The sequence below is a fragment of the Thiobacillus sp. SCN 63-57 genome, assembly GCF_001725555.1.
Lineage (GTDB): Bacteria > Pseudomonadota > Gammaproteobacteria > Burkholderiales > Thiobacillaceae > Thiobacillus.
The window spans coordinates 1-25,754 of the sequence record NZ_MEGP01000026.1; the positions used below are offsets into that span (position 1 = coordinate 1).

The following is a 25,754-nucleotide window of genomic DNA, read 5'->3' on the forward strand; positions in this document are numbered from 1 at the left end:
TCGGCCAGGCAGACTGCGTTCCAAGTAGCCTTCTCGGCAGGTTCCTTGCCATCCAGCAGGGCGCGGATGTTGTGCGCGGTGGCCGTCACCATGGACTCGATCATGTAGCCGGTCTTGGGCACGCCGACCGGCAGCGGGGTGGCTTCGACCGGGGGAATGGCGACGCATACGCCGACCGAGAAGACGTTCTTGAAGGTGGGATTGCGCTGGTACGGGTCGATGACAATGAAACCACGCGGATTGGTCAGCCCTTCGATGCCGAGGACGGCGTCCACGCCCTTGAAGGCGGGCAGCATCATGGAGTACTTGAACGGTAGTTCGTGCTGTTTCTTCTCGCTGCCGTCCTCGTTCACTTCGGTGACGAACATCTTGCCGGCTTCGACCTTGGTGACCTTGGCGTTGCAGATCCATTTGACGTGCTTGTCGCGAAAGGCCGATTCGATCATGCCCTTGGAGTCGCCGACACCGCCGAGGCCGAGGTGGCCGATGTAGGGTTCGGCGGTGACGAAGGTGATGGGCACCTTGTCGCGCAGTTTGCGGCGGCGCAGGTCGGTTTCCATGATCATGGCGAATTCGTAGGCGGGGCCGTAGCACGAGGCGCCCTGGACGGCGCCGACGACGATGGGGCCGGGGTCTTTGACGAAGGCCTGCCAGTTGTCGCTGGAAGTGACGGCATGGTCGACGTGGCAGACGGACTGGGTGTGGCCGTTGGGGCCCAGGCCCTCGATTTCGTCGAAAGCCAGTTTGGGGCCGGTGGCGATGACGAGGTAGTCGTAGTCGATGCTGCGGCCGTCTTCGAGTTCGATGCGGTTCTCGGCGGGATGGACGCGTTTCGCGGCGACGGGGATGAAGTCGATCTTCTTCTTGCTGAGGATGGGTTCGATCGGCAACTCGATATCCGCACGAGTGCGCCAGTTGACCGCCACCCAGGGGTTGGAGGGAACGAAGTGGAAGGTGGGGGTGTTGGAGATGACGGTGATGCGATCTTCGGCACGTGCGTTCTCCCGCATCTCGAACGCCATGGGCATTCCGCCTATACCTGCTCCTAAAATCACGATGTGGGCCATTTTTCTGTCTCCTGAGGGTTGCGATTGCATGGTTAACTTATTTTTTATACGTCAACTGATGAGGTTCGCAATCAGAATCGCTTCACCGCTCAAGTAAGCATCCCTGAGCGGGCTGGCTGCATCGCGGCTTACATGGCTTTTTCACAGTCGGTGTCCGGACCGACAAAGTGACATCAAGGTGAACGCCCGAAAACCGGCCATATCCCGCTGGCACGGGGCGGATGGGCAGCATGGCCGCGCCTCCCCGGCAATGCGTACGCAGGCGTCCAGCTGGCCATGCACACGCCCCGAAATGGCAAAACCACTGTCTCATAGCCGCCCAATGCTTTAAAATGCGCCCACCATGCAAAAAACACTTTCCAAACTCTCCTCCGTCTGTCCTCTCTGGGTTTACAGGATGCTCCCCTTTCTCCGCTGGTGGCCTTCGGTCAACGGCAGCACAACCCGCGACGACGCGATGGCGGGGCTTACGGGTGCCCTGATCGTGCTACCCCAGGGGGTGGCCTTCGCCACCATTGCCGGCATGCCGCCCGAATACGGTCTTTATGCGGCGATGATGCCGGCCATCATCGCCGCGCTGTTCGGCTCGTCATGGCATCTCGTGTCCGGGCCCACCACTGCCATTTCGATCGCCGTGTTTGCATCGGTCAGCCCGTTTGCCCATCCCGGCACACCCGAATTCATCAGCCTGGTGCTGACCCTGACCTTCCTAACCGGGGTCTTCCAACTCATTCTGGGCCTGGCGCGCATGGGCGTGCTCGTCAACTTCATTTCCCATACGGTCGTGATCGGCTTTACGGCCGGCGCGGCCATGCTCATCGCAGGCAGCCAGATCAAGAACTTCTTCGGAGTCAGCATCCCGCGCGGCACGCCGTTCTTCGAGATCCTGTCCTTGTTCGTCCAGCACCTTCAGGACATCAACCCCTACGTCACGGCGGTTTCCGTCATCACGCTTGCCTCGGGCATCCTGGTCAAGCGCTTCATGCCCAAGTTCCCCTACATGATCGCCGCCATGCTGGTCGGCAGCTTTGCGGCGCTGTTCCTGAACGCGCGTTACGGCGTGGAGGTCACCCACATCAAAACGGTTGGCGCCCTGCCGTCCGGCCTGCCGCCGCTGTCGGCGCCCGACTTCTCCTTCGGCGCGCTGAACCAGATGCTGTTCCCGTCGCTGATCATCACCATGCTGGCTCTGACGGAAGCAGTATCCATCTCGCGCGCCGTCGCCACGAAATCCGGACAACACATCGACGGCAACCAGGAATTCGTCGGCCAGGGGCTCTCCAACGTGATCGGCAGCTTTTTCTCGAGCTACGCATCCAGCGGATCGTTCAACCGCAGCGGGGTCAATTACGCGGCAGGCGCACGCACGCCCCTGGCCGCCGTGTTCGCGTCGGTGTTTCTGCTGATCATCCTGCTGCTGGTTGCGCCCCTGGCTGCCTATCTGCCCGATGCGGCAATGGCCGGGATCCTGTTCCTAGTGGCCTGGAGCCTGATCGACTTCCACCACATCAGCTTGCTGCCCAAGATCAGCCGGCAGGAAACCATCGTTCTGTGGGTGACGCTCATCGGTACGTTGATCGATCTGGAAAAGGGCATTTTCTTCGGCATCGCCCTGTCGCTGGTGTTCTACCTGTATCGCACCTCGCGCCCCGCGCTCGAACCCGTGCTGCCCGATCCCGATCCGGCAAGCTACCACTACACACCCCTCGATGGCCGGTCGGAGTGCCCGCAGATAAAAATGATGCGGGTCAATGGCTCGATCTTCTTTGGCGCCGTCGCCCACCTGCAGCAGCAACTGCAGGAAATCGAAGAATCGGAACCCGAGCGCAAGCATCTGGTCGTCATGGCCAGCGGCATCAACTTTGTCGATCTGGCCGGAGCCGAGTTCCTGGCCGAGGCTGCGCGCCAGCGGCGAAAAACGGGGGGGACCCTGTCTTTCTATCGCATGAAGAACAGCCTGGCCGAGACGCTGAAACGCGGCCATTTCATGGAAGACGTCGGTGAAGAAAACCTGTTTCCGGCCAAAACCCGCCCTGCCGAGATCCTGTATCCGAAGCTCGACAACGAGATTTGCCGGAATTGCACCGTACGCGCCTTCCCCATCTGTCACCAACACCTACCCAACGGAGAACCTCGCTCATCATGATCCGCAAAAACCCGTCCGGGCATTTGCCTGTCGTACATGACACCGCATTTGTCGACCCCACCGCCATTCTGTGCGGCAAGGTCATCGTAGAAGAAAACGTGTTCATCGGCCCCTACGCGGTGATCCGCGCCGACGAGGTGGACGATAACGGCGAGATGGAGCCCATCATCATCTGCGCCCATTCCAATATCCAGGACGGCGTGGTCATCCACTGCAAGGCAGGCGGCGGCGTCACCATCGGACGGAGCACTTCCATCGCGCACCGCTCCATCGTGCATGGCCCCTGCACTGTTGGCGATAACGTATTCGTCGGCTTCAACTCGGTGCTGTTCAACTGCATCGTGTCCGACGGCTCGGTCGTTCGCCACAATTCGGTGGTGGAAGGCTGCACCGTGCCGCCGGGCTTCTACATCCCCTCCACCGCCAACATCCACTCCGATGCCGACCTGGCGACGATCGAGCGCGTATCGCCGCAGGCCGCCGACTTTTCGGAAAGCGTGGCGCAGGCCAACCACGAGCTGGTCAAAGGCTACAAGCGCATCCGCAACGAGTTCTGATTTTGGGAGGATGTCCTCCGGACATCATTCCTCGCCCCGTGGCGCCGCAGCGGTCAGCCACCCGGGCAATTCCCTTCCGCCCGCATTGTCGATGATGTATTGACGGATCAGTCGCCTCACGACCTGTGACGGCGTCAGGTCGCGCTGCACGCAGATTTCTTCGAACAGTTTCTTTTTCCTGGGATCGATCAGAACGGTGAGCCGGGCTGTACGGTTTTCCATGGCAACAGAATAACGACTTGATATGTTAATCAGATTAACATTGTAGTTGATTTGGTTTGTCAATAGAATCAAATCTGGTCAGCTACGCGCGTACGTTCAATGTCACATTTGGCATCCCTTGACGCTCATGTCCTCGATTTGGCTTGGGCCGGGGTGCTGTACTGGTTGGGAGTAGGTTTTTCAGCGCTGCTGCTGCAACGTCGGCACGGCCTACTCACCCGACTGATCTTTCCCCTTGGCGCCTTGGGCGCATTGTTCATGGCAGGCATCGGCGTCGCCGGACTGCTGCTACCCGCCTCGTCCATGGTGCTGCCCATCGGCCTGCCTGACCTGCCGTTCCATCTGCGGCTGGACGCCTTGTCTGCCTTCTTCATGGTGTTGCTGGGCGGCGCCGCATTCGGCATCACCGTGTATGCCTGCGGCTATTTCAGAAACATGGCTGCGGGTCCGCTCGCCCTGCTCGCCCTCTGGTACCACCTGTTCCTGGTCGGGATGGTCACGGTGCTGCTGGCCGACGATGCCTACGCGTTCATGGTGGCCTGGGAAGTGATGGCCTTGTCGTCCTACTTCCTCGTCACCACCGACCACAAGATTCCCGAGATCCGCCGTGCCGGGTTTCTCTATCTGCTGATCGCGCACATCGGCGCGGTGGCCCTGCTGCTCACCTTCGGCGTGCTGCAGGGCGGCCATGGGGACTACACCTTCAACACCATGCGCCTGGCGGAGATGACGCCGTTCTGGTCCTCGGCGGCCTTCCTGCTGGCGCTGTTCGGTTTCGGCGCCAAGGCGGGCCTGGTACCGATACACGTGTGGCTGCCGGAAGCCCACCCCGCCGCGCCGTCGCCGGTATCGGCCCTGATGTCGGGCGTGATGCTGAAGACCGCCATCTACGGTCTACTCCGCGTCACCTTCGACCTGCTCAAAATGCAGCTTGGCTGGTGGGGCACGCTGGCATTGGCGCTGGGCTTGGTGACCGCCCTGTACGGCGTGATCTTCGCCGCCGTGCAATCGGACATGAAACGCCTCCTGGCCTGGTCCTCGATCGAGAATATCGGTGTGATCATCGCCGCCTTCGGCCTGACGCTGATTTTTCACACCGACGGCAAGGGCGCGCTGGCGGCACTGACGCTGACCGCCCTGCTGTACCACGCCCTCAACCATGCGTTCTTCAAAGGCCTGCTGTTCGTCGGCACGGGTTCGGTGCTGCATGCCACCGGCGAGCGGCGCATGGGCCGCCTGGGCGGACTGATCCGCACCATGCCGTGGACAGCCTGGCTCACGCTGATCGGCGCGCTGGCCATCGCGGGCCTGCCGCCGCTCAATGGCTTCGTCTCGGAGTGGCTGTTGTTGCAGGCCTTCCTGCTGACACCGGGACTCACCCAGCCCTACCTCAACATGGTGATTCCGGTGGCGGCAGCCACGGTGGCGCTTGCCGCCGCGCTCGCCGCCTACGTGATGGTGAAGTTTTACGGCGTCATCTTCCTCGGGCAGCCGCGCGATCCGGCTCTGCAACATGCACACGAGGCAAGCTGGCCGGAGCGCCTGGGCATGCTGTGGCTGGCTGGCGCTTGCATCCTGCTGGGGCTGTTTCCCACGCTGGTCATCCAGTGGCTGGAGCCGGTCGTGCTGATGCTGACCGGACAACGCCTGTCCGGCATCAGCAACTGGCTGTTGCTGACGCCGGTTTCGGCGGAGCGGGCGAGTTATGCGCCGCTGATTTTCCTGGCAGGTGTCACAGCGGTGGTGGCGCTCACCTATCTGTGGGTACGCCGCGTCTATCACGGCAGGGTACGCCGCAGCGAACCGTGGGATTGTGGCTATCCGGAACAGAATACGCGCATGCAGGACAGTGCCGAAGGCTTCGGCCAGCCGATCCGGCAGATCTTCGAGGTGTTCATGCGGGTGGAGCGCGAAACTCCCGATCCTTTCGACCGTCACCCGCATTACCGCGGTGACAGCCGCGACAAGCTCTGGCTGCTGATCTATCAGCCCATCGCCGACCTGACTGCCTGGTTGTCGATGCAGGCCGCACGCCTGCAACATGGCCGAATCCAGTGGTACCTGATCTACAGCTTCGTCACCCTGATCTTCCTCCTGGTATTCACACGATGAGCGCCGGCATCCTCCTGCAAGTCGCCCAGACCCTGTTGGCCATCCTGCTGGCACCGCTGCTGATGGGCTGGGTCAACCAGTGCCGCGCCTGGCTGCAGGGGCGCAGTGCGCCACCCATCACCCAGCCTTACCGCTCCCTGCGCAAACTGTTCCACAAGGACGCGGTGATCGCGCACACTGCCTCGCCGCTGTTCCGTTTCGCGCCCTACATGAAGTTTGCCTGCATGGCGCTGGCGGCCGGCATCGTGCCGACCATCGCCAACGATCTGTCCTTCTCGCCAGCAGCGGACGTCATTGCCCTGGTGGGCATCTTCGCGCTGGCACGGGTGTTCCTGGCGCTGGCGGCCATGGACATCGGCACCCCGTTCGACACCCTCGGGGCACGAAGGGACATGCTGGTGTCCTTCCTGGCCGAGCCTGCGCTACTCATGGTGTTCTTCACCGCCAGCCTGATTTCGCAGTCCACTGAACTTCCCATCATCGTCGCCACCCTGGCGCACAAGGCGTTCGCCATCCACCCCAGCCTGGCGTTCGCGGCGGTGGCGTTCTGGATGATCTCGGTGGCGGAGAACGCGCGCATCCCCGTTGACAATCCCAGTACGCACCTAGAATTGACGATGATCCACGAGGCCATGATCCTGGAGTATTCCGCCCGGCATCTCGCCCTGATCGAATGGGCGGGGGCATTGAAACTGTTCACCTACTCCGCGCTGGGCATCGCGCTGTTCCTGCCCTGGGGCATCGCACCTCAGGGCGATATCGCCGCCTTGCCTTTGGCGCTGGCCGCCATCGTGGCGAAGCTTGCGGTCGGCGGCGCCGCGTTGTCGTTCATGGAAGTCGTCTCCGCCAAGGTGCGCCTGTTCCGCGTTCCGGAGTTTCTCGGCACGGCCTTCCTGCTGGCTGTACTGGGCATGCTGATCCATTTCCTGCTGGAGGGATGAGATGGGATCGAACGCGATTCGCACATTGAACGCCGGGTGGAAAACATCATGACGGCATTGGCCTACCATCTTCAGATCGTCAACCTGCTTGCGGCCCTGCTGCTGCTGATCTCGTTCGCCATGTTGTCGCAGCGTCGCGTCGTTGGCCTGGTGACCCTGTTCGCCTGGCAGGGTGCGGCGCTGGCCTTGTCCACGGCCATCGTCGCCTGGTCCACCGGCCAGCACCACCTGTATTACTCGGCGGCCATGACGCTGGGGCTCAAGGTGATCGCCATGCCTTGGTACTTCTACCACTTGGTGAAAAAGCTGAACGTGAACCGGGTCGTGGAGCCGATGATCAACATCCCGACCACGATGCTGATCGGCATCGTGCTGGTGATCTTCGCCTTCAACCTGGCGCTACCCATCTCGGAAATGTCCGGCACGGTGACACGCTCGACCCTGGGCATCGCCATGGCCTGCGTGCTGCTCGCCTTCCTCATGATGATCACGCGCACCAAGGCCATCCCACAGGTGATCGGTTTCCTGTCCATGGAAAACGGCCTGTTCTTCGCCGCCACCAGCGCGACCTACGGCATGCCCCTGGTGGTGGAACTGGGCGTGGCCCTGGACGTGCTGGTCGGCGTGTTCGTGCTCGGCATCTTCATCTTCCAGATCCGCGAGACGTTCGACTCGCTGGATCTGAAGCACATGGAAAAGCTCAAGGAAAAATAGGTCATGGAACTGTTCTGGCTACTCGGCATTCCGCTGACAGGCGGCATTTTCCTGGCGCTGTGGGGCTACCGGCGCAACGCGCCGGAGATCAACGCGCTCTTCAGCCTGCTCACGCTGGCGATGGCGGCACTACTGACTGTGCGCATCGTCGAGGCGGGTCCGATGATGGTGGGCAACGGCTGGTTCTTCATCGATTCGTTCAATGTGTTCCTGGTTGCGCTGACCGCCTTCGTCGCTTTTACCACCGCCCTGTTCTCGCGTCCCTACATGCGCATCGAACAGGAACACGGCCGCCTCAACGCCACGCGCCTGCGCCTGTATCACAGCAGCTACCAGATCTTCATCGGGGCCATGCTGCTAGCGCTGACCACCAACAACATGGGCATCCTGTGGGTGGCGATGGAGGCCGCGACGCTCGCCACCGTGCTGCTGGTCTCGCTGTATCGCACCCCGGCCTCGCTGGAAGCGGCCTGGAAATATTTCATCCTGTGCGGCGTAGGCATCGCGCTGGCGCTGTTCGGCACCATCCTGCTCTATTTCGCGGCGGAGAAAGTACTGGGTTCGGGCGGCAACGCGCTGTTGTGGACGCACCTGAACGGCGTGAAGGCCCAGCTCGAACCCACGGTGCTGTCGCTGGCCTTTGTTTTCCTGCTGGTCGGCTACGGGACGAAAGTTGGTCTGGCGCCGCTGCACAGCTGGCTGCCGGATGCTCACGCCGAGGGGCCGACGCCGGTGTCCGCCGTGCTCTCCGGTCTGCTGCTCAACGTCGCACTGTATGCGGTGATGCGCTCCAAGGTGCTGGTGGACGGTGCGCTCGGCAACGACATGGCGGGTACGCTGATGATGGGCTTCGGTTTGCTTTCCGTCGTGCTGGCGGCATTCCTGATCGTGCGTCAGACCGACGTCAAGCGCATGTTCGCCTACTCCTCCATCGAACACATGGGGCTGATCACGTTCGCTTTCGGCATGGGCGGCGCAGTGGCGAACTTTGCCGGCCTGCTGCACATGACCATGCATTCGCTCACCAAGTCCGCCATATTCTTTGCCGTCGGCCATGCCACGCAAAAAACCGGCACGCAATTGATGGACGACATCCGCGGCCTCATCAAGACCAATCCCACCCTCGGCTGGGGCCTGATGCTCGGCACCGTCGCCATCCTCGGCATGCCGCCGTTCGGCGTGTTCGCCAGCGAATTCCTCATCATCACCACCGCCATGCACGAGCATCCCTGGGCCACGCCCTTCCTGCTGCTGGCGCTGGGCGTGGCCTTCGCAGCCATCTTCGGCAAGGTGCAGCCCATGGTGTTCGGCGAGACCGAGCTGCCGAAGCTGCCTTACCAGCCCGCGCAGACACCGGTGTTCCTGCATCTGGGGCTGGTGTTGATGCTGGGCCTGTTCATCCCGCCGTACCTCGCCGCCTGGTACAGGCAGGCGGCCCATCTGCTGGGAGGCTGAGATGAAAATCGGCGATCACGAGTGGCGTCTCGACTCCATCGGCCCGCACATCTGGCGCGGCAGTATGGAAACCGGGCAATTGCTCGCGCTGTCGCGCGCGGTCAAGGATGAAGGCGGACAGCTCGTCGCACTGTGGGGTTCGGACGACCGCCACCTGAACGGCGGCTTCGGTATTCAGGTCGCCCTGCTCACGGGCCTGGGGTTGGCCTGGGTGAGTTGTGCCCTGCCGGCGGAGGCGCCCGTCTATCCCGATCTCGCGCATATCTTCCCGCAAGCCGACCGCATGCAGCGTGCGGCCTTCGATCTGCTCGGCATCACTGCCACCGATGCGGTGGACGAGCGCAAATGGCTGCGCCACAACGCCTGGGCCGCAAGCGAATTCCCCCTGCGCAAAGATTTCTCGTCGCTCGCCGCTCGCCACTCACCGCTCCCGGAGGCCGACGCCTATCCTTTTATTTACGTGCAGGGCGATGGCGTCCACGAAATCGCGGTCGGTCCCATCCACGCCGGGACCATCGAGCCCGGACATTTCCGCTTCTCCATCATTGGAGACCGTATCCTCAAGCTGGAAGCGCGCCTAGGCTACGCCCACAAGGGCATCGAAAAACGTTTCGAGGGCATGGAACTCGCCACAGGCGCCAGGCTCGCCGGGCGCGTGTCCGGCGATTCGCACAGCGCCTATGCCTGGGCCTATTGCATGGCCGTCGAGATGGCGACCGCCAGCACGGTACCCGAACGGGCGTTGTGGCTGCGCGCCCTGTTCCTGGAAATCGAACGCATCGCCAACCATCTGGGCGATCTCGGCTACCTGGGCAACGACGTGGCGCTTGCGTTCGGCTTCGTGCAGTTCTGGCGCCTGAAAGAAGACTGGCTGCGGATGAGCATCAAGCTGTTCGGCCACCGCTATCTGTTCGATTGCATCACGCCGGGCGGCGTGGCCACGGATATCGACGCCGCAGGGTGTGCCGAACTCGACGCCCTGGCCCGCCGCATCGAGGCCGAAATACGTGAGCTCAAGATCATCTATGACGAGCATGCCACCCTGCAGGACCGCTTTGCCGACACCGGCATCTGCAAACCCGAACTGGCCGCGCAACTGGGTTTGACCGGGCTGGCCGGTCGCGCCAGCGCCCAGACCTGGGATGTGCGTACGCAATTTCCGCAGGTCCCCTATGACCGACTGGATGTGAACATGGCGACCCAGCGCCGGGGCGATGTGCTGGCGCGCGTGGAAGTACGCTTTGCCGAGGTGTACGAATCCCTGCGATTGATCCGCGACATCCTCAAGCGCCTGCCAGCGGGCGGCATACACACGCCACTCCAACCGGCGCACGCTGCATGCGAAGGTCTGGGCTGGGTGGAAGGCTGGCGCGGCGAGGTGGTGGTGGCAGTCAGGATTGCGGCCGACGGCACGCTCGACCGCGTGCATCCGCACGATCCGTCCTGGCAGAACTGGCCGCTGGTGGAAATGGGCGTGCTGGGCAACATCGTGCCCGACTTCCCGCTCATCAACAAATCCTTCAACTATCTGATCCTCCAGAAGATCCTCAAGACCGGCTTCGTCTCCGAACCGGCGCCCCAGGCCGACCCCGCCCTGCGCACGCGCGAGCAGGCACTGCAGGCGGAAATCCTCAAAGTGTTCGGCCAGGCGGTGGCGATCCGCCACGTCGACGCCGGCTCCTGCAACGGCTGCGAACTGGAAATTCATGCGCTCAACGGTCCGCACTACAACATCGATGGCCTGGGCGTGAAGTTCTCCGCCAGCCCCCGGCACGTCGATGTACTGCTGGTGACCGGCCCGGTTTCGCGCCACATGGAAGCCGCGTTGAAACGCGCCTACGACGCCATACCGGATCCCAAGTGGGTCGTGGCCATGGGCGAGTGCGCCTGCACCGGCGGGATGTTCGGCGAGAGCTACGCGTCGTGCGGAAAGATATCCAACCATCCCCGTTGACGTCGAAGTGCCGGGTTGCCCCCCCACCCCGACCGCGCTGCTGCAAGGCATCCTGGCTGCCGTCAGCAAGGACACGTCCAACGCAAGCGGCTAGGGAAACGTCCTACAGGCAGGCCCAGCCATCATCGTGCCGTCCCTGCCGGGGTCGCCCGTATTCGCTTGACCGGTCTAGGCTTTGGGTTTCCTGCCGGGGCTGGCGGCCGGGATATATCCCGAGATCCGATACAGCATCCCTTCGCTTTTCTTGCCCTTGATGAAGCGCGTGGAGTGGCACGCGATGACGTCCCCTCTTTTCGACAATTCGGCCAGATGAAGTCGAACGTCTTCCAGCGGGATTCGGGTTGCCGCGGCGATCTCGGCGTCGAACTGCTCGCCGCGACTTTTCAGGTATTGGTGGATTTTCTGCATATCTGAGGTACCTGATTTCATGAGTGACGAGACCTTGGGGCAGGCAGCCTGCTTTGCCCAGGGCAATTCAGCCCCCTCGCGCAAGCTGGTAACGATTGCTGAAAAATCGAGTGGGATCCGATCGACAAGCGCACTCGCCCGTTTTTCCAGCTGTCCCCAATCGAGGGGACAGGCCGGTCCGGCACATGCACAGGCAATATGGTTGTCGCCGCCAGGGACCGTCCCCAAATGCACGTGCCCCTGGAAGACTTCGCTCAACAAGGCCAGATGTCTGGACCAGTATTTCCGGGGCCCAGCGAAGTTGGCGACAAGCAGTCCGCCAGGACGGAGTCGGTTACGTGCCGCCTGATAGAAGGTGCGACTGAGAAACGTCGGGGCGATGCCTCGGGCGTCGAAGCCATCCAGCAACAGTACGTCGGTATCGCCTTCGGCCTCGGGGAGATACACGGCTGCATCGGCCTGGACGATCGCCAGGCGTTCATCGTCGGGTACGCCGAACGCCTGGCGCAACGCGATGACGTCGGGGTTCAACTCGACCACGGTCAAGCGTGTGCGGGGCAGATGGCGGTGACAGAACTTGGCCAGCGACCCACCACCCAACCCGACCAGCAACACATGGGCCGGATTCGGCACGAACAGCAGAAAAGCCATCATCTTGCGGGTATAGGCGATATCCAGGCCGAAAGGATCATCGATGCGCATGGAGCTCTGGATGAAATCCAGATTAAACAGCAGTTGCCGTGTCTCGCCGTCGTCGATGATGAAAGGCCTGGCGTAACGCCCGTCCAGGATCTGCTCGTAGAGTCCCACAGGATCGCTCTGCGGCGATTCGAGTACGCACACCTTGACCGGTTCGCCCGCCACCTTGCCGGGCAGCTCCAGCAGCGGGGGGCGACTCATGGGGGCGGCGATGGCGGAAGCGGAATGGGACAAGAATGACGAAGACCTATAAACGTGTCTGCCAATTACGCATGGCAAAAAGCGCGATCGATCAAATCACATCATCAGATGACATTCTCATGATAATACAATTATCATATTATCCCTACCCCGCCCATCACGAGTCCCGCTATGGAAAACCGTACCGCCAGGATGACCATCCTGATCGATCCGCTCAAAAAGGAAATTTTCGAGGACATCTGTACGCAACAAGACCTCACGTCGTCGCAAGTCATTCGCAAATTGATACGCCAGTACATCATCGATCACGCGGGCCCGCGAGAACTGCCCGAATGGTTGACCGGGCCTGCCGCCAAGGCAGGAAACCCATCGAAGTGAACGTAAACAAGAACGGCAAGACAGCCGCTCTTTAAATATTGGAAAGGCGAAATGCCGGCGCTCTAAGTCCCGGGCGCCCCGGTTCGAACGGATCGGCAACCCCGCGTCACCTGCGCTCCGCACGGCCGTTGCCCATCATTACCCGTCTAGGGTGCACGGTCGCCGACAGACGTGTCCGCAGGCTGCTTCCAAGATCCCGGCTTTAGCGCGTCAGACCCGCGTACAGCAGCGGCAGTTTTTCCGGCAGCCGCTGCACGTGGTCGACCACCATATAGTTCTTCTGCCCGAAGATACGCGACACATAATTGTCGGCGCGCGGATCGAGGCTCATGCAGTAAGTGGTGACGCCGTTGCGCGCCACTTCCTCGACCGCCTTCTTGGTGTCGTAGCGCAGATACTGCGGATCGCGCACGTCGATGTCGGCCGGCTCGCCGTCGGTGATCACGATCAGCAGCTTCTTCGCCGAGCGCTGCAGCTTCAGATGATGGCCAGCGTGGCGGATCGCCGCACCCATGCGGGTCGACAACTGGCCCGTCATGCCCGCGAGTTTGGCCTTGGGTACCTCGTTCCAGTGCTGGTCAAAGTCCTTGAAGCGGGTGTATTCGACATCGTGACGACCGTCCGAACAGAAGCCATGGATGGCAAACGGGTCGCCGACCTTGTCGATCGCATCGGCCAGCAGCACGCAGGCCTGCCGCGTCAGATCAAGCACGCTGTATTCCTGGTCCTGCACCAACTCATTGGTCGACTCGGACAGGTCGAGCAGCACAAGGATCGAGAAGTCACGCGTTTTCCGGACGCTGCGCATCATGATGCGCGGGTCGGGCTGGTTGCCGAGCCGGATGTCGATGAAGCTCGCGATCGCCGCGTTGATGTCGATCTCGTCGCCATCTTCGAGCTTGCGGATGCGCTGCACGCCCTGCGGCTGCATCGCGTCGAGCAGGAACTTCATGCGATGGATTTCGCGCTTGTACTTGGCGGTAATGTCGTCGATCACCTGCAGATCGCCCGATTTGGCGCGCTTCTCCAGCACCGTGGCCCAGGCCGGACGCTCCAGCTGGATCTGGTAGTCCCATTCCGAATAGTGGAAAGGATCGGACACCGGCTCCTTGCCTTCCATCTCGTTGAAGCTCTTGCCGTGGCTCTCGTCACCGATGTTCTCGTAGGGGAAGAGCTCGGTGCTGAGTACCCAGATTTCCTCGGCATCGTCGCCCGCGGTTTCGACGTCGATCGCGTTGACCATCTCCATCACGCTGACGTTCTTGCGAACCTGCTTGATGCTCTCGTAGCCGGCGCCCGCAGCCTTGTCGAAATCGAATTCCTCGAATTCCCAGAAGTAGCGGTTGTCGTCTCGGTAAGGCGCGGCAAGGATGTCGGTGCGCGGGTTGAACGGGATTCTTTTCTCGGTCAAATTGTGCGCGAGTTGGACGCCGATTTCCCACGAAATCTGGTTGTCGCCGAGGCGGTCCTGCACTGCGGCAAACAGCACGCGGCCCTCGGCGATCCACGGATCGTTATCCTGGTAGGTTTCGTCCAGCAGCGCGCGGGCCAGGCGGTTGAGATAATCGCCGACGCTCGCATTCATGTCCGGCGTGGCGACGTGCAGCCTGCTCCAGAGCTGCTTCAGGCCGGGGAAGCGACGGATCGACAGCGCTTCCACCCGCGCGTCCTCGATCACCGAAATCACCGCCATCTGCATCGGGTTCAGTGCTTCGGCCGAAATCGGTTCCTTCGTTTCCACGACGTGCGCGGCGCAGTGTGCGGCGGTCGCGCGATAGAGTTCGAGACCGGACACCGGCTCCTGCCCCTCGATCGCGAAGTCATCGACGGCGTCGGGCACATGCAGCAGGTAGTCGGCGATGTAGGGCCGGTAACCTTCGCGCGACTCGAAGTCGCCCGAAGTCGGCCGCATGAAAAAGTCACGTGCCCACAGCGCCCTTAAATACATGTTGATGCGGCGCTGCACGTCGACCAGAAGCGTGCCCTTGCGCTCCTTCTGCAGCATCGCCAGCGACTCCTTCGACTCGAGGCCAAAGTACCTGATCTGCTCTTCGTAGTTGGTGCGATGCGCGTGCGCGCCCCACAGCGCCCAGCGACGCAGGCCGCCCAACGTCAGGTGCTGGAACAGCACTTCCAGCTTGTCGAGCATCGGCCGCACGCCGCGCGGCGCCTGCGCGATGAGGGTATTGAGAAACTGCAGATACTTGAGGAAGAGGTCGGCGTCCCCGAGCCGGTTGGCGGCGGTTGGCGCACTGGCGAGCAGCAGCTCGATCACCGCACCCGAGGTTTTCGACGCCAACATCAGCGCGGCGGTGGCGAGGTCGGCCACCACATCCTCGCCCACTTCCTTGGCCACCAACGGCGCCTGTTCGATCCAGGTTTCGACCAGATCGTCGCCTCGCCCCAGCCCGCGGATGGCCGACACACCCTTCAGGTAGTTGTCCAGCCCACGCGGCGAGAACACCTTGGTGGCCTCGTGCCAGGTCGCATTCAACGTATCGCGCGTGTGCGGCGACAGGTCTTCCAGCAGTTCAGCGTAGTCTTCGAGTTTGATCGACATAGTGAGTGTGCTGTAAACAGTTAGCCGTGAGCGGTAGGGGCTGGCAGCGTAGGCAGTTCTCCCGCCTGCTGCTCACCGCTTGCCGCTTACGAATCAGAAGAACGTGGACACGGCCGCGTCGAGCGCATCGCGCATGTCGGGATCGTCCGTGATCGGGCGGACCAGGGCGACGCGGCAAGCGGCAAGCGGGTTGACGCCCTTGGCGATCAGCGACCCGGCGTAGATCAGCATGCGGGTCGACAGGCCTTCATCAAGGCCGTGGCCCTTGAGGTTGCGGCTGCGCTCGGCGATCGACACCAGCTTGGCGGCGATGTCTGCATTGACGCCGGACTCGTGCGCGACGATCTCGGTTTCGATGCCGTGCTCGGGATACGTGAAATCGAGGCCACCGAAACGCTGCTTGGTCGACTGCTTGAGATCTTTCATCAGCGACTGGTAGCCGGGGTTGTAGGAAATCACAATCTGGAAATCGGGGTGGGCGTGCACCAGCTCGCCCTTCTTTTCCAGCGGCAGCACGCGACGGTTGTCGGTCAGCGGATGGATCACCACGGTGGTGTCCTGGCGCGCTTCGACAACTTCGTCGAGGTAGCAGATCGCGCCATGGCGGGCGGCGATGGCGAGGGGCCCGTCCTGCCACTCGGTGCCGGAGGCGGACAGCAGGAAGCGGCCAACCAGGTCGGACGCCGTCATGTCCTCGTTGCACGCCACGGTGATCAGCGGCTTGCCGAGCTTGTAGGCCATATATTCGACGAAGCGCGTCTTGCCGCAGCCGGTAGGACCCTTGAGCATCATCGGCATGCGCACCGAATAGGCGGCCTCATACAATTCGACTTCGTCCGCAACCGGACGGTAATAGGGTTCCTGGGTAACGCGGTACTGGTCGACGATATTGCTCATGACAGCTCCATGTAAGGGATCGCAAATACGCAGGCCGCTCAGCGTGCAGCCTCTGGATTTACGACAGATAAAAAGCCCCCGGGCACCGACCCTGCGCCCACTTCAGGGCTTCGGATCGGGCAGCGGGGGCCGGGTGTGACAGCCTTGCCGCCGCTTAAACAGTCTTGCCGCGGAAGATCACCATCGACGCGCCCTGGCTTTGCGAGAAGTTGTCGTAGCCAATCAGACGGACGTGGTTGTTGGGGTTGGCCTTGTGGCAGGCTTCAGCTTCAGCCAGCACGCGAGAGACGTCGGTTTCGCCGAACATCGGCAGCTTCCACATGTACCAGTAGGAGTCCATCATATGCTCGGGCTCAGTGTGCTCGATGGCCGGGTTCCAGCCTTTTTTCACCAGGTACTCGACCTGCTTCTTGATGTTGTCCGCAGTCATGGCGGGCAGGTAGGAGAAGGTCTCGAATTTGCGGCTGGCGGGATCGCTCAGGCGGCTTTTGTAATCCATCACTTCAGACATTTCATATCCTTTCGGTAAAAGTCAGGGGTAAGGGGTGAGGGGTGAGGAAGGTGTGCATGCGCTCCACCCCTCCCCCTTCACGCCTCACCGGTTTACTTGTGCGCGACGTCCAGCTTGTCGACGGTGTCGAACTCGAACTTGATTTCTTTCCACGTTTCCATGGCGATCTTCAGTTCGGGGCTGTGCGCGGCGGCAGCGGTCAGGATGTCCTTGCCTTCTTTTTCGATGGCACGGCCCTGGTTGCGGGCTTCCACACAGGCTTCCAGCGCGACGCGGTTGGCGGCGGCGCCAGCGGCGTTACCCCAGGGGTGGCCGAGCGTACCACCACCGAACTGCAGCACGGAGTCATCACCGAAGATGGAGACCAGTGCAGGCATGTGCCACACGTGGATGCCGCCGGACGCAACCGGGATCACGCCGGGCATCGAACCCCAGTCCTGGTCGAAGAACAGGCCGCGCGAACGGTCTTCGGCAATGAAGCCGTCACGCATGGTGTCGATCCAGCCCAGGGTCGCTTCGCGGTCACCTTCCAGCTTGCCCACGACGGTGCCGGAGTGCAGGTGGTCACCACCCGACAGACGCAGCACCTTGGTCAGCACGCGGAAGTGGATACCGTGGTGCGGGTTGCGGTCGAGCACGGCGTGCATGGCGCGGTGGATGTGCAGCAGCATGCCGTTGTTGCGACACCAGTTGGCCAGGCCCGTGTTGGCCGTCAGGCCGCCAGTCAGGTAGTCGTGCATGATGATCGGTGCGCCGATTTCCTTGGCGAACTCGGCACGCTTGTACATCTCTTCCGGGGTCGGCGCGGTCACGTTCAGGTAGTGACCTTTGCGCTCGCCGGTCTCGCGCTCGGCCTTCAAGGTCGCCTCGTGCACGAAGGCGAAACGGTCGCGCCAACGCATGAAGGGCTGGCTGTTGACGTTCTCGTCGTCCTTGGTGAAATCCAGACCGCCGCGCAGGCACTCGTACACCGCACGGCCGTAGTTCTTGGCGGACAGGCCCAGTTTCGGCTTGATGGTGCAGCCCAGCAGCGGACGGCCGTACTTGTTCATGCGGTCGCGTTCGACCTGGATGCCGGCGGGCGGACCGCCGCAGGTCTTGACGTAGGCGATCGGGAAACGGATGTCTTCCAGACGCAGGGCGCGCAGGGCCTTGAAGCCGAACACGTTGCCGACCAGCGAGGTCAGCACGTTGACGACGGAGCCTTCTTCGAACAGATCGATCGGATAGGCTACAAATGCATAGAAGCAGGTGTCGTCGCCGGGCACGTCTTCGATGCGGTAGGCACGGCCCTTGTAGTAGTCCAGGTCGGTCAGCAGGTCGGTCCACACCGTGGTCCAGGTACCGGTTGACGATTCGGCGGCCACGGCAGCGGCGACTTCTTCACGGTCGATGCCCGGCTGGGGCGTGATCTTGAAACAGGCCAGAACATCGGTGTCCAGCGGGGTGTAATCCGGGGTCCAGTAAGTCTGCCGGTATTCTTTAACACCGGCGTTGTAGGTCTTAACAGCCATGATTCCTCCTAGCAAAGGTTAGGTTTACGGACATGCCAGAAGTGGTCATGCACGATGGGTCGCATCATGCAGGAGGCAAACCATAAATAACAGTCGATTTTTTCTATTAGAAAAATAGATTATTATCTATGAAAAGGTCAGGAAAATCAGGTTAACGCCATGCGCAGCCATACCACGTTTCGCCAGCTGGAAATTTTCGAGGCCATCGCCCGGCTCGGCAGCTTTACCCGCGCCTCCGAGGAGCTCTACCTCACGCAACCGACCGTGTCGATGCAAATGAAAAAGCTCACCGAAGCAGTTGGTGTGCCGTTGATCGAGCAGGTCGGCAAGAAACTCCACCTGACCCCCGACGGCCAGCACCTTGCCCAGGCCACCCGCGAGATCTTCAGCACCCTCGACCGTTTCTCCATGTCGGTCGCCGAGCGCAAGGGTCTGAAGCAGGGGCAACTCAGTCTGATGGCAATCACCACGGCATCGTACTTTGCGCCGCGCCTGCTGGGCGAATTTTCCAAGCTCTACCCCGGTATTGATGTCTCGCTACGCGTCACCAACAAGGAACAGGTGCTTGCCAGCATGGTCGACGGTCTCGACGACCTCTATTTCGTCGGCCAGCCGCCGGAGGACATTGACGTTGTCGCCACGCCCATCATGGACAACCCCATCATCGTGCTGGCCGCACCAGAACATCCGCTGGCGCACAGGAAAAAAATCCCCCTCGACCGGATCGCCGCGGAGCCTTGGCTGATGCGGGAGAAGGGTTCGGGCACGCGCAACGCCATCGAGCGCATGTTCAGCGGACATGGCCTCAACATCCATCCACGCCTGGAGTTGGGAAGCAACGAAGCAATCAAGCAGGCAATCCTCGTCGGGCTCGGCATCTCCGCCCTCTCCCGAGACACCCTCGCGCTCAACCAGCCCGGGCAGTTCGCCGTACTCGACGTCGAAGGCTTCCCGATCCTGCGCCACTGGTATGCCGTCTACCCGGCCACTCGGCAGCTGTCAGTCGTGGCACGCGCGTTTCTCGAGTACTTACTCGACCGCGCGGAGGCGGCACCGACGGCGGTTGGCAAGCGATCAGCCGGCACCAAAGACGCGGGCCGCTAAGACAACCTAGCCGCAACGCGTCGAACGCGACCAGTTCGGTGAGAACGCCGCCCGCCTGCGACGCGCCCAGTATCCAGTGCATATCATTCCATTTACTTTATGGTTCCCATAAAAATTTAAGACTGTTATGTATGGATTGTCGAATTTAGGATTCTACCTAGTACCTCGTGGATTAGGGTTCGTTGACCAAGTTTGGCAGAGTGCGCCGCGCGAACGCGATAAATGATGCAATCGATGTTTAGGGTGGCTCTTCTACCATAACTTATGGATTGATTCACACCGCATCGTGGTCACCCGGGCAGCGTTCACGACAGGCGCCAACCAAGACAACACTAGAATCAAGGAGAACTGACGCGGTGGACAAGCTCATCGTCCTGCTTCCGGCCACGCCATTGCTCTCGGCCTTGTTGATTACGCTGCTCGCCGATCGATCCCGGCGTCGTATCGCGCGGCTGAGCGTCGGCTTCAGCGTGCTCACCTTCCTGCTCGCCGCGGCCTCGCTCGCGCTCTATCTGACCGAAGGACAGCCGCAATGGGCATCGTTCGCGCCGGGCTGGGGCAGCCTGTATCTCGACCCGCTGACCAGCGTGATGTCCCTGATGGTCGCGGGCATCAGCCTGGTCGTACACGTCTATTCGGTGCGCTACATGGCAGAGGAAGCTGGCTACGCGCGCTTCTACATCCTGCTCGACCTGATGGCCGCGGCCATCCTGCTGATGGTCGCTGCGGGCGATCTCGTCACGCTGCTGGTGGCATGGCACCTGATCGGCGTGTTGCTCTACTTCCTGCTCGGCCACGACGCCGCGCGCCCCGCGGCCCAGCGCTATGCCTTCTGGACCTTCCTGACCTATCGCCTGGGCGACCTGCCGCTGGTACTGGCTGCGGTCCTGCTGTACGAAACCTATGGCACCGCGGCGCTGCCAACGCTGTTCGAGCGCATCGCCGCCGCGCCGGATGCGCACACGGTGGCGGGCATGCCCGTGCTCACCGTGGTGGCCCTGTTGGTCGCCCTGGCGGCGTTTGCCCGCTCGGCGCAATTTCCACTGCATACCTGGCTGCCCTACACCATGGAGGGCCCGACCCCGGTGTCGGCGCTGATGCACGCCGGCATCGTCAACGCTGGCGGCTTCATCATCAACCGTTTCGCACCGGTGTTCGTGCACGCTGGCGGCGTCTTGCACCTGGTGTTCGCAGTGGGCCTGGTCACGGCCATCCTCGGCTCGATCCTGATGCTCACCCAGAACGACATCAAGAAGGCGCTCGGCTACTCGACGATGGGCCAGATGGGCTTCATGTTCGTGGAATGCGGCGTCGGCGCGTTCTCCCTCGCGATCTACCACCTGATCGCGCACGGCCTGTTCAAGGGCACGCTGTTCCTCGGCGCCGGCAGCGTGATCAGCAACGCGCGCAAGCACGACGGCGTGCCCCACGACGACGTCTACACCTTCGTGGTCGAGCGCAAGCCGCTGGCACCGCGCCTGCCGTGGGTGCTGGCTGCCGTCATCACCGTGGTGGTGCCCTTGCTTGTGCTCGGCGCGTCACGCTGGCTGATGGGCGGCGACTCGGTCGGGGAGCAGGGCGGGATCATCCTGTTGTTCTTCGGCTGGGTGACCGGTGCCCAACTCCTGTTCGCGACCTATCGCCTGCGCGTGGATAGCCCGTGGCGGCTGATGGCGATGATCATTCTGTCGCTGATCATCGTGGTGGCAGGCTATACGCTGATCGAGCATGGCTTCGACCTCTTCCTCTACCCTGATCGAGAGCTGAGCGAGCGTATCTATGCGGCAGCCAGCCTTCCATTGGCGACTTTTGAAGTATTGGTGATGATCCTCACAGCCACCATCGTGGTCGGCTGGATCGCCACCTACTACGCTGCCGCCAACGGCCGCGCGCACCGCGGCAGTGATGCATCGCCGCTGCGGCTCGCCTTCTATTCCCTGATCTCGCGCGAGTTCTACGTGGCCGACGTGTACGCCTGGCTCACCCAGGCAACGCTCGGCCTGTCGCGACGCCTCAACGTGTGGTCAAGGTGGGTGTGACATGACGCTACTGCTGATCGCTTCGCTGTTCCTGCCGTTGTTCCCGCTGAGCATCGTGTTCAACGGCGCACTGACGACGTTGCGCCACCCCGTCGCACGCGGCGCGCTGCTGCTTCTGTGGCCCCAGTTGGGGATCGGACTGCTGCAACTCGCACCACACGCCGTCCCGCCCTACTTCGTTCCCTGGGCGCTGCTGACATCCGGTCTCTATGCGCTGCGGCTGCTGACCGTCCGCGACATGGGGCGGTGGGCTGGCCTCCTCGCGACGTCTGGCCTCGCACTCACTTGGGCGCTCGCGGCCGCTGGCGCCGATAGTGCGGACCTCCACCTGTTCGCCTTCTGGTTCAGCCTGCCGCACGCCTTGGTGGCATTGCTGGCCCTTCCGCTGACCCGCCGCTTCGGGGCCGCGTACGCGGGCCTGCAGGGCGGACTCATCGGTCATCTGCCGCGCCTGTCCGGCGTGCTGACAGTGACGGCGCTGGCTGCGGTCGCGACCCCTCCCTTCCCCGGCTTCTTCGGCCTGCTGCGCGTACTGCATGTGCTCGACTGGGCGGGAGCCGTCACCGTCCTATTCATCTGGCTGACCTGGGGCTGGGCCGCGACGAAGCTGCTGCAAGGCTTCGTCTTCGGGGCCGAGCGCATGGAGTCCGACGCCGACATCGGACGCGCTTCGACGTATGCATTCGCCGGCATGCTCGGCGTCTTCATTGCAGTCGGCCTCTATTCGACAGGAGGGGGACTATGAGCCTTTCACTCGGGCGACGCCTCAAGATTCGCGCTACGGTGCACGTGGCCGGGGAGCCGATTCCCTTCTTCTGGCCCATGCGGACCTTCATCCACCACAATCCGCTCTATGGCCTGGAGCACTTGCCGTTCGAACAGGCGGTTGGCGAGGGCGAGCGCCTGTTCCATGCGCGCGGCTTCCTGCCGCGCCCGATCCAGCAGCGGTATCTGGCCTCGGGCAAGATCGATCTCGTCGCGCTGGAGGATCAGGTCGAGCGCTTTCTGGCCACGCAGCCGGACATCGCCGGGTTCAACCAGCGCCGCCTGCTGATGACGCTCCTCACGGAAATCGAGGAACCGATCGGCGCGCCACCTTCGCTCGCCGACGCCGTCGACGTTCACGCCGCGCTGGCCGGTTTTGCCCTGCCGGCGCGCAAGATCGACGACGTCGCACTGGCGGCGCATGTCGGCGCCGACATGCCGCCCGGTCGCCCGCTCTACGCCATCGTGGACATGCTCTTCGGTACCGAGATCGGCGCGACGCTGAATGAATTGGTGATCAAGAGCTGCCTCGATTTCTTCGATGAGGGGCAGTCGGTGTGGCAGATGCCGGGGCGCGAAAAAGGCCTGTTCGCCGCCTGGACCGCGGTGGCGCAACGCAACCTACGCTTGTTCATCCGGGGGCTGCACATCAAGCGCATCCTCGCCGTCGACGACACCCCGGAAGGCATCATCAGCCACGTCATGGACGAACTGGGCGTGCCCGAGGACGACTGGAAAAGCCACTTTGCTTGCGAACTCACCCGCCTGCATGGCTGGGCGGGCTTCATCCGCTGGCGCGCCGGCGCCAAGCACTACCACTGGTCCCGACACTATCCGGCCGATCTGGTCGACTACCTGGCCATTCGACTCGTGCTGGGACTTGCGCTTCTGCGCGAGCATGCACAGCGGAAGAGCGTGCCGGACACCCTCACCGGGCTTGCGCGTTTCGTCGAGGCCCATCCGGCAGAAGCCTATTTGCGACGCGAGTTTCATGGCGGTCATGTATTGCCGGAAATGGCACATGCCGTAGAGGACGCCATCGCTTCGCGGCGAGGATCGCGCATTGCGCGTGTGCTGCCGCAATACCTGGCGCGCAAGCGCGAACACGAGGCAAGAGGGCTTGCCTCCGCATTGCGCAGGCTGGCGGATAAGGCCGGAATGGCTGATGCCATGCAGCGATTGGGGCCGGAGGATCTGGCCAAGCTCACTTCAACGCTCGCCCGCTTCGAACAGGCGGAAGGCCGCATGTGGCTGGGCGCGCTGGAGGCCCGCACCATGGACCGGCTGCTGCAGGGGATGGATCTGTCGCGGCCCGTGCCACGCGAAAAGCGGCCGTTCGCGCAGCTCATGTTCTGCATCGATGTGCGTTCGGAACGCATCCGGCGCCATCTCGAAAAGATCGGGGATTGCCAGACTTTCGGTATCGCCGGTTTCTTCGGCATACCGGTGAGCTTCATCGGCCTGGAGAAAGGCAGCGAAACCCAACTCTGCCCGGTGGTGGCAAGTCCCAAGAACGTGGTGCTGGAGCTGGCGATCGCGCGCAGCGTGGACGAACAGGCCTTCGTCTCGTCGCTGGAACAGGTTGTCCACGACCTGAAGGCCTCGGTGCTTTCGCCCTTCATCACGGTGGAGGCGATCGGCTTGCTGTTCGGGTTCGACATGTTCGGCAAGAGCCTCGCGCCGCTCGCCTACAGCCGCTGGCGCCAGCGGCTGAATCCGGGCAAATCGGATAGCCGATTGTTGCTGGACAAGCTGAGTCGGGAGCAGGCGGACTCCATCATCCGTTCGCTGCAGCGTGCGCTGATCGTCAAGGCCATCGTGAGGGAACTGGGCCTGCAACGGGAGACGATCACCGACGGCATGATTCGTGAATTACGGGAAACCGCCTTGGGCAATCGCGAGAGTTCGACCGAATTCGCACGCCATTTCAATCTGGACACCCATACCGAGTCGGCTTTCATCGCGCGCCTGCGCACGGTCTATCGCATCGACCGCGGCTATGCGCGGATGCAGATGGAAAGGCTGGGGCGCATCGGCTTTACGTTGGACGAACAATTGAACTTCGTCGGCACGGCATTGCGCTCCATCGGCCTGATCGAAGGGTTCTCGCGATTCGTGTTGCTGGTAGGCCACGGCAGCACGTCCGAGAACAACCCCTATGAATCCGCGCTGGATTGCGGCGCCTGCGGCGGCAATCACGGCATCGTCAATGCACGGGTGCTCGCACAGATCGCCAACAAGTCGGCGGTACGCGAAGGACTGCGTGGACAGGGCATCGACATCCCGGATGACACCTGGTTCGTCCCTGCATTCCACAACACCACGACAGACTGCATCCAGTTGCACGACATGGATCTGCTGCCGCCCAGCCATCTGGTCTATGTCGACCGGCTCAGCAGCAACCTGCAATCCGCCACCCGGCTCAGCGCGGCGGAGCGCATGCCGACACTGGAGCCGGAGAACGCCGGTATCGATCCGGCGAAGGCATACCGCAACGCCCAGAGGAATGCATCGGACTGGTCCCAGGTGCGTCCGGAGTGGGGCCTGTCGCGCAACATCGGATGCGTCATCGGCCGCCGGCACCTGACCGAGCAGATGGATATGGAGGGGCGGGTCTTCCTGCAGTCGTATGACTACAGCATCGATCCCAAGGGCCGTCTTCTCGAAAACATTCTATCCGGAGCGCTGGTGGTCGGGCAGTGGATCAACATGGAGCACTACTTCTCGACAGTGGACAACGAGCATTACGGCAGCGGCAGCAAGGTTTACCACAACGTCGCCGGACGCTTCGGCGTCATGACCGGCAACCTCAGCGACCTGCGTACCGGGCTGCCGGCACAGACCGTCCTCAAGGACGGCCTGCCCTATCACGAGCCCATGCGTCTGCTCACCTTCATCGACGCGCCCTTCGACCTGGCCAGACGCGCCATCGAGAGCGTCGTCCAGGTCAAGAATCTTGTCTACAACGGCTGGGTTCGCATGGCCATTGTGGACCCGGAGACCGGGATATGCCATCTGTACGAAGATGGCGGCTGGCGGCAGCAAACGATGGGGACCGCCGACACAAGCGAAGAATTCAAGGAGCTCGCAGCATGAAAAACCTCAACTTCAGTCCCCTCAAGAAACTGGAGATCATTCTCGAAGGCGCCCATCAGGAATTTGCCACCGATCTGCTGGACCGGGCGGGTGTCAGCGGCTACACCATCGTCAACAACCTGTCGGGCAAGGGGCGCCACGGCTTTCACGAAGGCCACCTGATGTTCAACGAGGAGGCCGTGCTGATCATGATCATCGTTGCCGTACCGGAAGAACTGGTGAAACCCATCCTTGAGGGCTATGCGCCTTTTTTCAGCGAACACACCGGCGTCGTGTTCATCTCGGACATCCAGGTCACCCGATTGGTGAAGTTCAAGAGCTAAAAGCGCGCGGGACAGGGTCCTGCGAGCGACATCCTGTGCTGGCGGATGGGCCGTCGTCCCGCCCTTCGGCTTCGACGTATAGCCTGGGCTA

21 protein-coding genes are annotated in these 25,754 nt (G+C 62.3%); 14 read left to right on the plus strand and 7 right to left on the minus strand.

All coding sequences use genetic code 11. From position 1 onward, the window contains the following. A partial coding sequence (locus ABT23_RS11460; protein ID WP_296635277.1) for an FAD-dependent oxidoreductase occupies positions 1-1,067 on the minus strand: 1,067 nt, incomplete at its 3' end. A gap of 397 nt (positions 1,068-1,464) precedes the next feature. Between ABT23_RS11460 and ABT23_RS11465 the strand changes: the two genes are divergently transcribed. Beyond that, positions 1,465-3,213, plus strand: a complete 1,749-nt coding sequence (locus tag ABT23_RS11465) for a SulP family inorganic anion transporter (RefSeq protein WP_296635280.1) — start codon at positions 1,465-1,467, stop codon at positions 3,211-3,213. Then, positions 3,210-3,770, plus strand: a complete 561-nt coding sequence (locus ABT23_RS11470) for a carbonate dehydratase (protein WP_296635283.1) — start codon at positions 3,210-3,212, stop codon at positions 3,768-3,770. The genes ABT23_RS11465 and ABT23_RS11470 overlap by 4 nt, the downstream gene beginning before the upstream one ends. 24 nt (positions 3,771-3,794) lie before the next feature. Here the strand turns inward: ABT23_RS11470 and ABT23_RS11475 are convergent, their stop codons facing one another. Beyond that, positions 3,795-3,992, minus strand: coding sequence for a CopG family transcriptional regulator (locus ABT23_RS11475; RefSeq protein ID WP_296635284.1), 198 nt, complete (start codon positions 3,990-3,992; stop codon positions 3,795-3,797). A gap of 99 nt (positions 3,993-4,091) precedes the next feature. Here ABT23_RS11475 and hyfB point away from each other — a divergent pair, with 99 nt between their 5' ends. Genes hyfB through ABT23_RS11505 form a run of 6 tightly spaced genes read left to right on the plus strand, consistent with a single transcriptional unit; the run spans position 4,092 to position 11,262 of the window. Then, positions 4,092-6,104, plus strand: a complete 2,013-nt coding sequence (gene hyfB / locus ABT23_RS11480) for a hydrogenase 4 subunit B (RefSeq protein WP_296635287.1) — start codon at positions 4,092-4,094, stop codon at positions 6,102-6,104. After that, positions 6,101-7,045 carry an NADH-quinone oxidoreductase subunit H gene (locus ABT23_RS11485; protein ID WP_296635291.1) on the plus strand — a complete coding sequence of 315 codons (945 nt, stop codon included), beginning with the start codon at positions 6,101-6,103 and terminating at the stop codon, positions 7,043-7,045. Before hyfB ends, ABT23_RS11485 begins: the two co-directional genes overlap by 4 nt. A 48-nt stretch (positions 7,046-7,093) precedes the next feature. Further along, positions 7,094-7,759: a formate hydrogenlyase gene (locus tag ABT23_RS11490; RefSeq protein WP_296635294.1), complete on the plus strand. Its 666-nt coding sequence runs from the start codon at positions 7,094-7,096 to the stop codon at positions 7,757-7,759. A gap of 3 nt (positions 7,760-7,762) precedes the next feature. Continuing rightward, complete coding sequence (locus tag ABT23_RS11495) at positions 7,763-9,214, plus strand: hydrogenase 4 subunit F (protein WP_296635297.1); 1,452 nt, start codon at positions 7,763-7,765, stop codon at positions 9,212-9,214. A gap of 1 nt (position 9,215) precedes the next feature. Continuing rightward, on the plus strand, positions 9,216-11,168 hold the full coding sequence (locus tag ABT23_RS11500; protein WP_296635300.1) for an NADH-quinone oxidoreductase subunit C: 1,953 nt from the start codon (positions 9,216-9,218) through the stop codon (positions 11,166-11,168). 7 nt (positions 11,169-11,175) lie between these two features. Next, positions 11,176-11,262 carry a hypothetical protein gene (locus ABT23_RS11505; protein WP_296635374.1) on the plus strand — a complete coding sequence of 29 codons (87 nt, stop codon included), beginning with the start codon at positions 11,176-11,178 and terminating at the stop codon, positions 11,260-11,262. A 74-nt stretch (positions 11,263-11,336) separates the two neighbouring features. Here ABT23_RS11505 and ABT23_RS11510 read toward each other — a convergent pair whose 3' ends face one another. Continuing rightward, positions 11,337-12,476, minus strand: a complete 1,140-nt coding sequence (locus ABT23_RS11510) for a spermidine synthase (protein WP_296635303.1) — start codon at positions 12,474-12,476, stop codon at positions 11,337-11,339. A 171-nt stretch (positions 12,477-12,647) separates the two neighbouring features. Between ABT23_RS11510 and ABT23_RS11515 the strand changes: the two genes are divergently transcribed. Continuing rightward, entirely contained in the window at positions 12,648-12,854 is a 207-nt protein-coding gene (locus ABT23_RS11515) for a CopG family transcriptional regulator (RefSeq protein ID WP_296635306.1), read from the plus strand. Between the two features lie 202 nt (positions 12,855-13,056). On the opposite strand, the gene ABT23_RS11520 is transcribed toward ABT23_RS11515, so the two are convergent. The 4 genes from ABT23_RS11520 to ABT23_RS11535 form a co-directional block, all read right to left on the minus strand. Continuing rightward, positions 13,057-15,414 (minus strand): nitric oxide reductase activation protein NorD, encoded by a 2,358-nt coding sequence (locus tag ABT23_RS11520; RefSeq protein WP_296635309.1) that lies wholly within the window; start codon positions 15,412-15,414, stop codon positions 13,057-13,059. A 93-nt stretch (positions 15,415-15,507) separates the two neighbouring features. Next, the gene (locus ABT23_RS11525) at positions 15,508-16,311 is read right to left on the minus strand and encodes a CbbQ/NirQ/NorQ/GpvN family protein (protein ID WP_296635312.1); all 804 of its coding nucleotides are present in this window, start codon (positions 16,309-16,311) and stop codon (positions 15,508-15,510) included. A gap of 154 nt (positions 16,312-16,465) precedes the next feature. Further along, positions 16,466-16,822 (minus strand): ribulose bisphosphate carboxylase small subunit, encoded by a 357-nt coding sequence (locus ABT23_RS11530; protein WP_026240650.1) that lies wholly within the window; start codon positions 16,820-16,822, stop codon positions 16,466-16,468. A gap of 92 nt (positions 16,823-16,914) precedes the next feature. Continuing rightward, positions 16,915-18,336, minus strand: coding sequence for a form I ribulose bisphosphate carboxylase large subunit (locus ABT23_RS11535; protein WP_296635315.1), 1,422 nt, complete (start codon positions 18,334-18,336; stop codon positions 16,915-16,917). A 159-nt stretch (positions 18,337-18,495) separates the two neighbouring features. On the opposite strand from ABT23_RS11535, the gene ABT23_RS11540 reads away from it, so the two are divergent. The 5 genes from ABT23_RS11540 to ABT23_RS11560 all read left to right on the plus strand — a co-directional run bounded on the left by ABT23_RS11540 (position 18,496) and on the right by ABT23_RS11560 (position 25,663). Beyond that, positions 18,496-19,440, plus strand: coding sequence for a LysR family transcriptional regulator (locus ABT23_RS11540; protein ID WP_296635317.1), 945 nt, complete (start codon positions 18,496-18,498; stop codon positions 19,438-19,440). A 356-nt stretch (positions 19,441-19,796) separates the two neighbouring features. After that, the gene (locus ABT23_RS11545; protein ID WP_296635320.1) at positions 19,797-21,479 is read left to right on the plus strand and encodes a proton-conducting transporter membrane subunit; all 1,683 of its coding nucleotides are present in this window, start codon (positions 19,797-19,799) and stop codon (positions 21,477-21,479) included. Between the two features lies 1 nt (position 21,480). After that, complete coding sequence (locus ABT23_RS11550) at positions 21,481-22,224, plus strand: hypothetical protein (RefSeq protein ID WP_296635322.1); 744 nt, start codon at positions 21,481-21,483, stop codon at positions 22,222-22,224. Then, positions 22,221-25,340 carry a DUF2309 domain-containing protein gene (locus ABT23_RS11555; protein WP_296635325.1) on the plus strand — a complete coding sequence of 1,040 codons (3,120 nt, stop codon included), beginning with the start codon at positions 22,221-22,223 and terminating at the stop codon, positions 25,338-25,340. Before ABT23_RS11550 ends, ABT23_RS11555 begins: the two co-directional genes overlap by 4 nt. Then, on the plus strand, positions 25,337-25,663 hold the full coding sequence (locus tag ABT23_RS11560; RefSeq protein WP_296635327.1) for a P-II family nitrogen regulator: 327 nt from the start codon (positions 25,337-25,339) through the stop codon (positions 25,661-25,663). The genes ABT23_RS11555 and ABT23_RS11560 overlap by 4 nt, the downstream gene beginning before the upstream one ends. The last annotated feature ends 91 nt before the right edge of the window (positions 25,664-25,754 follow it).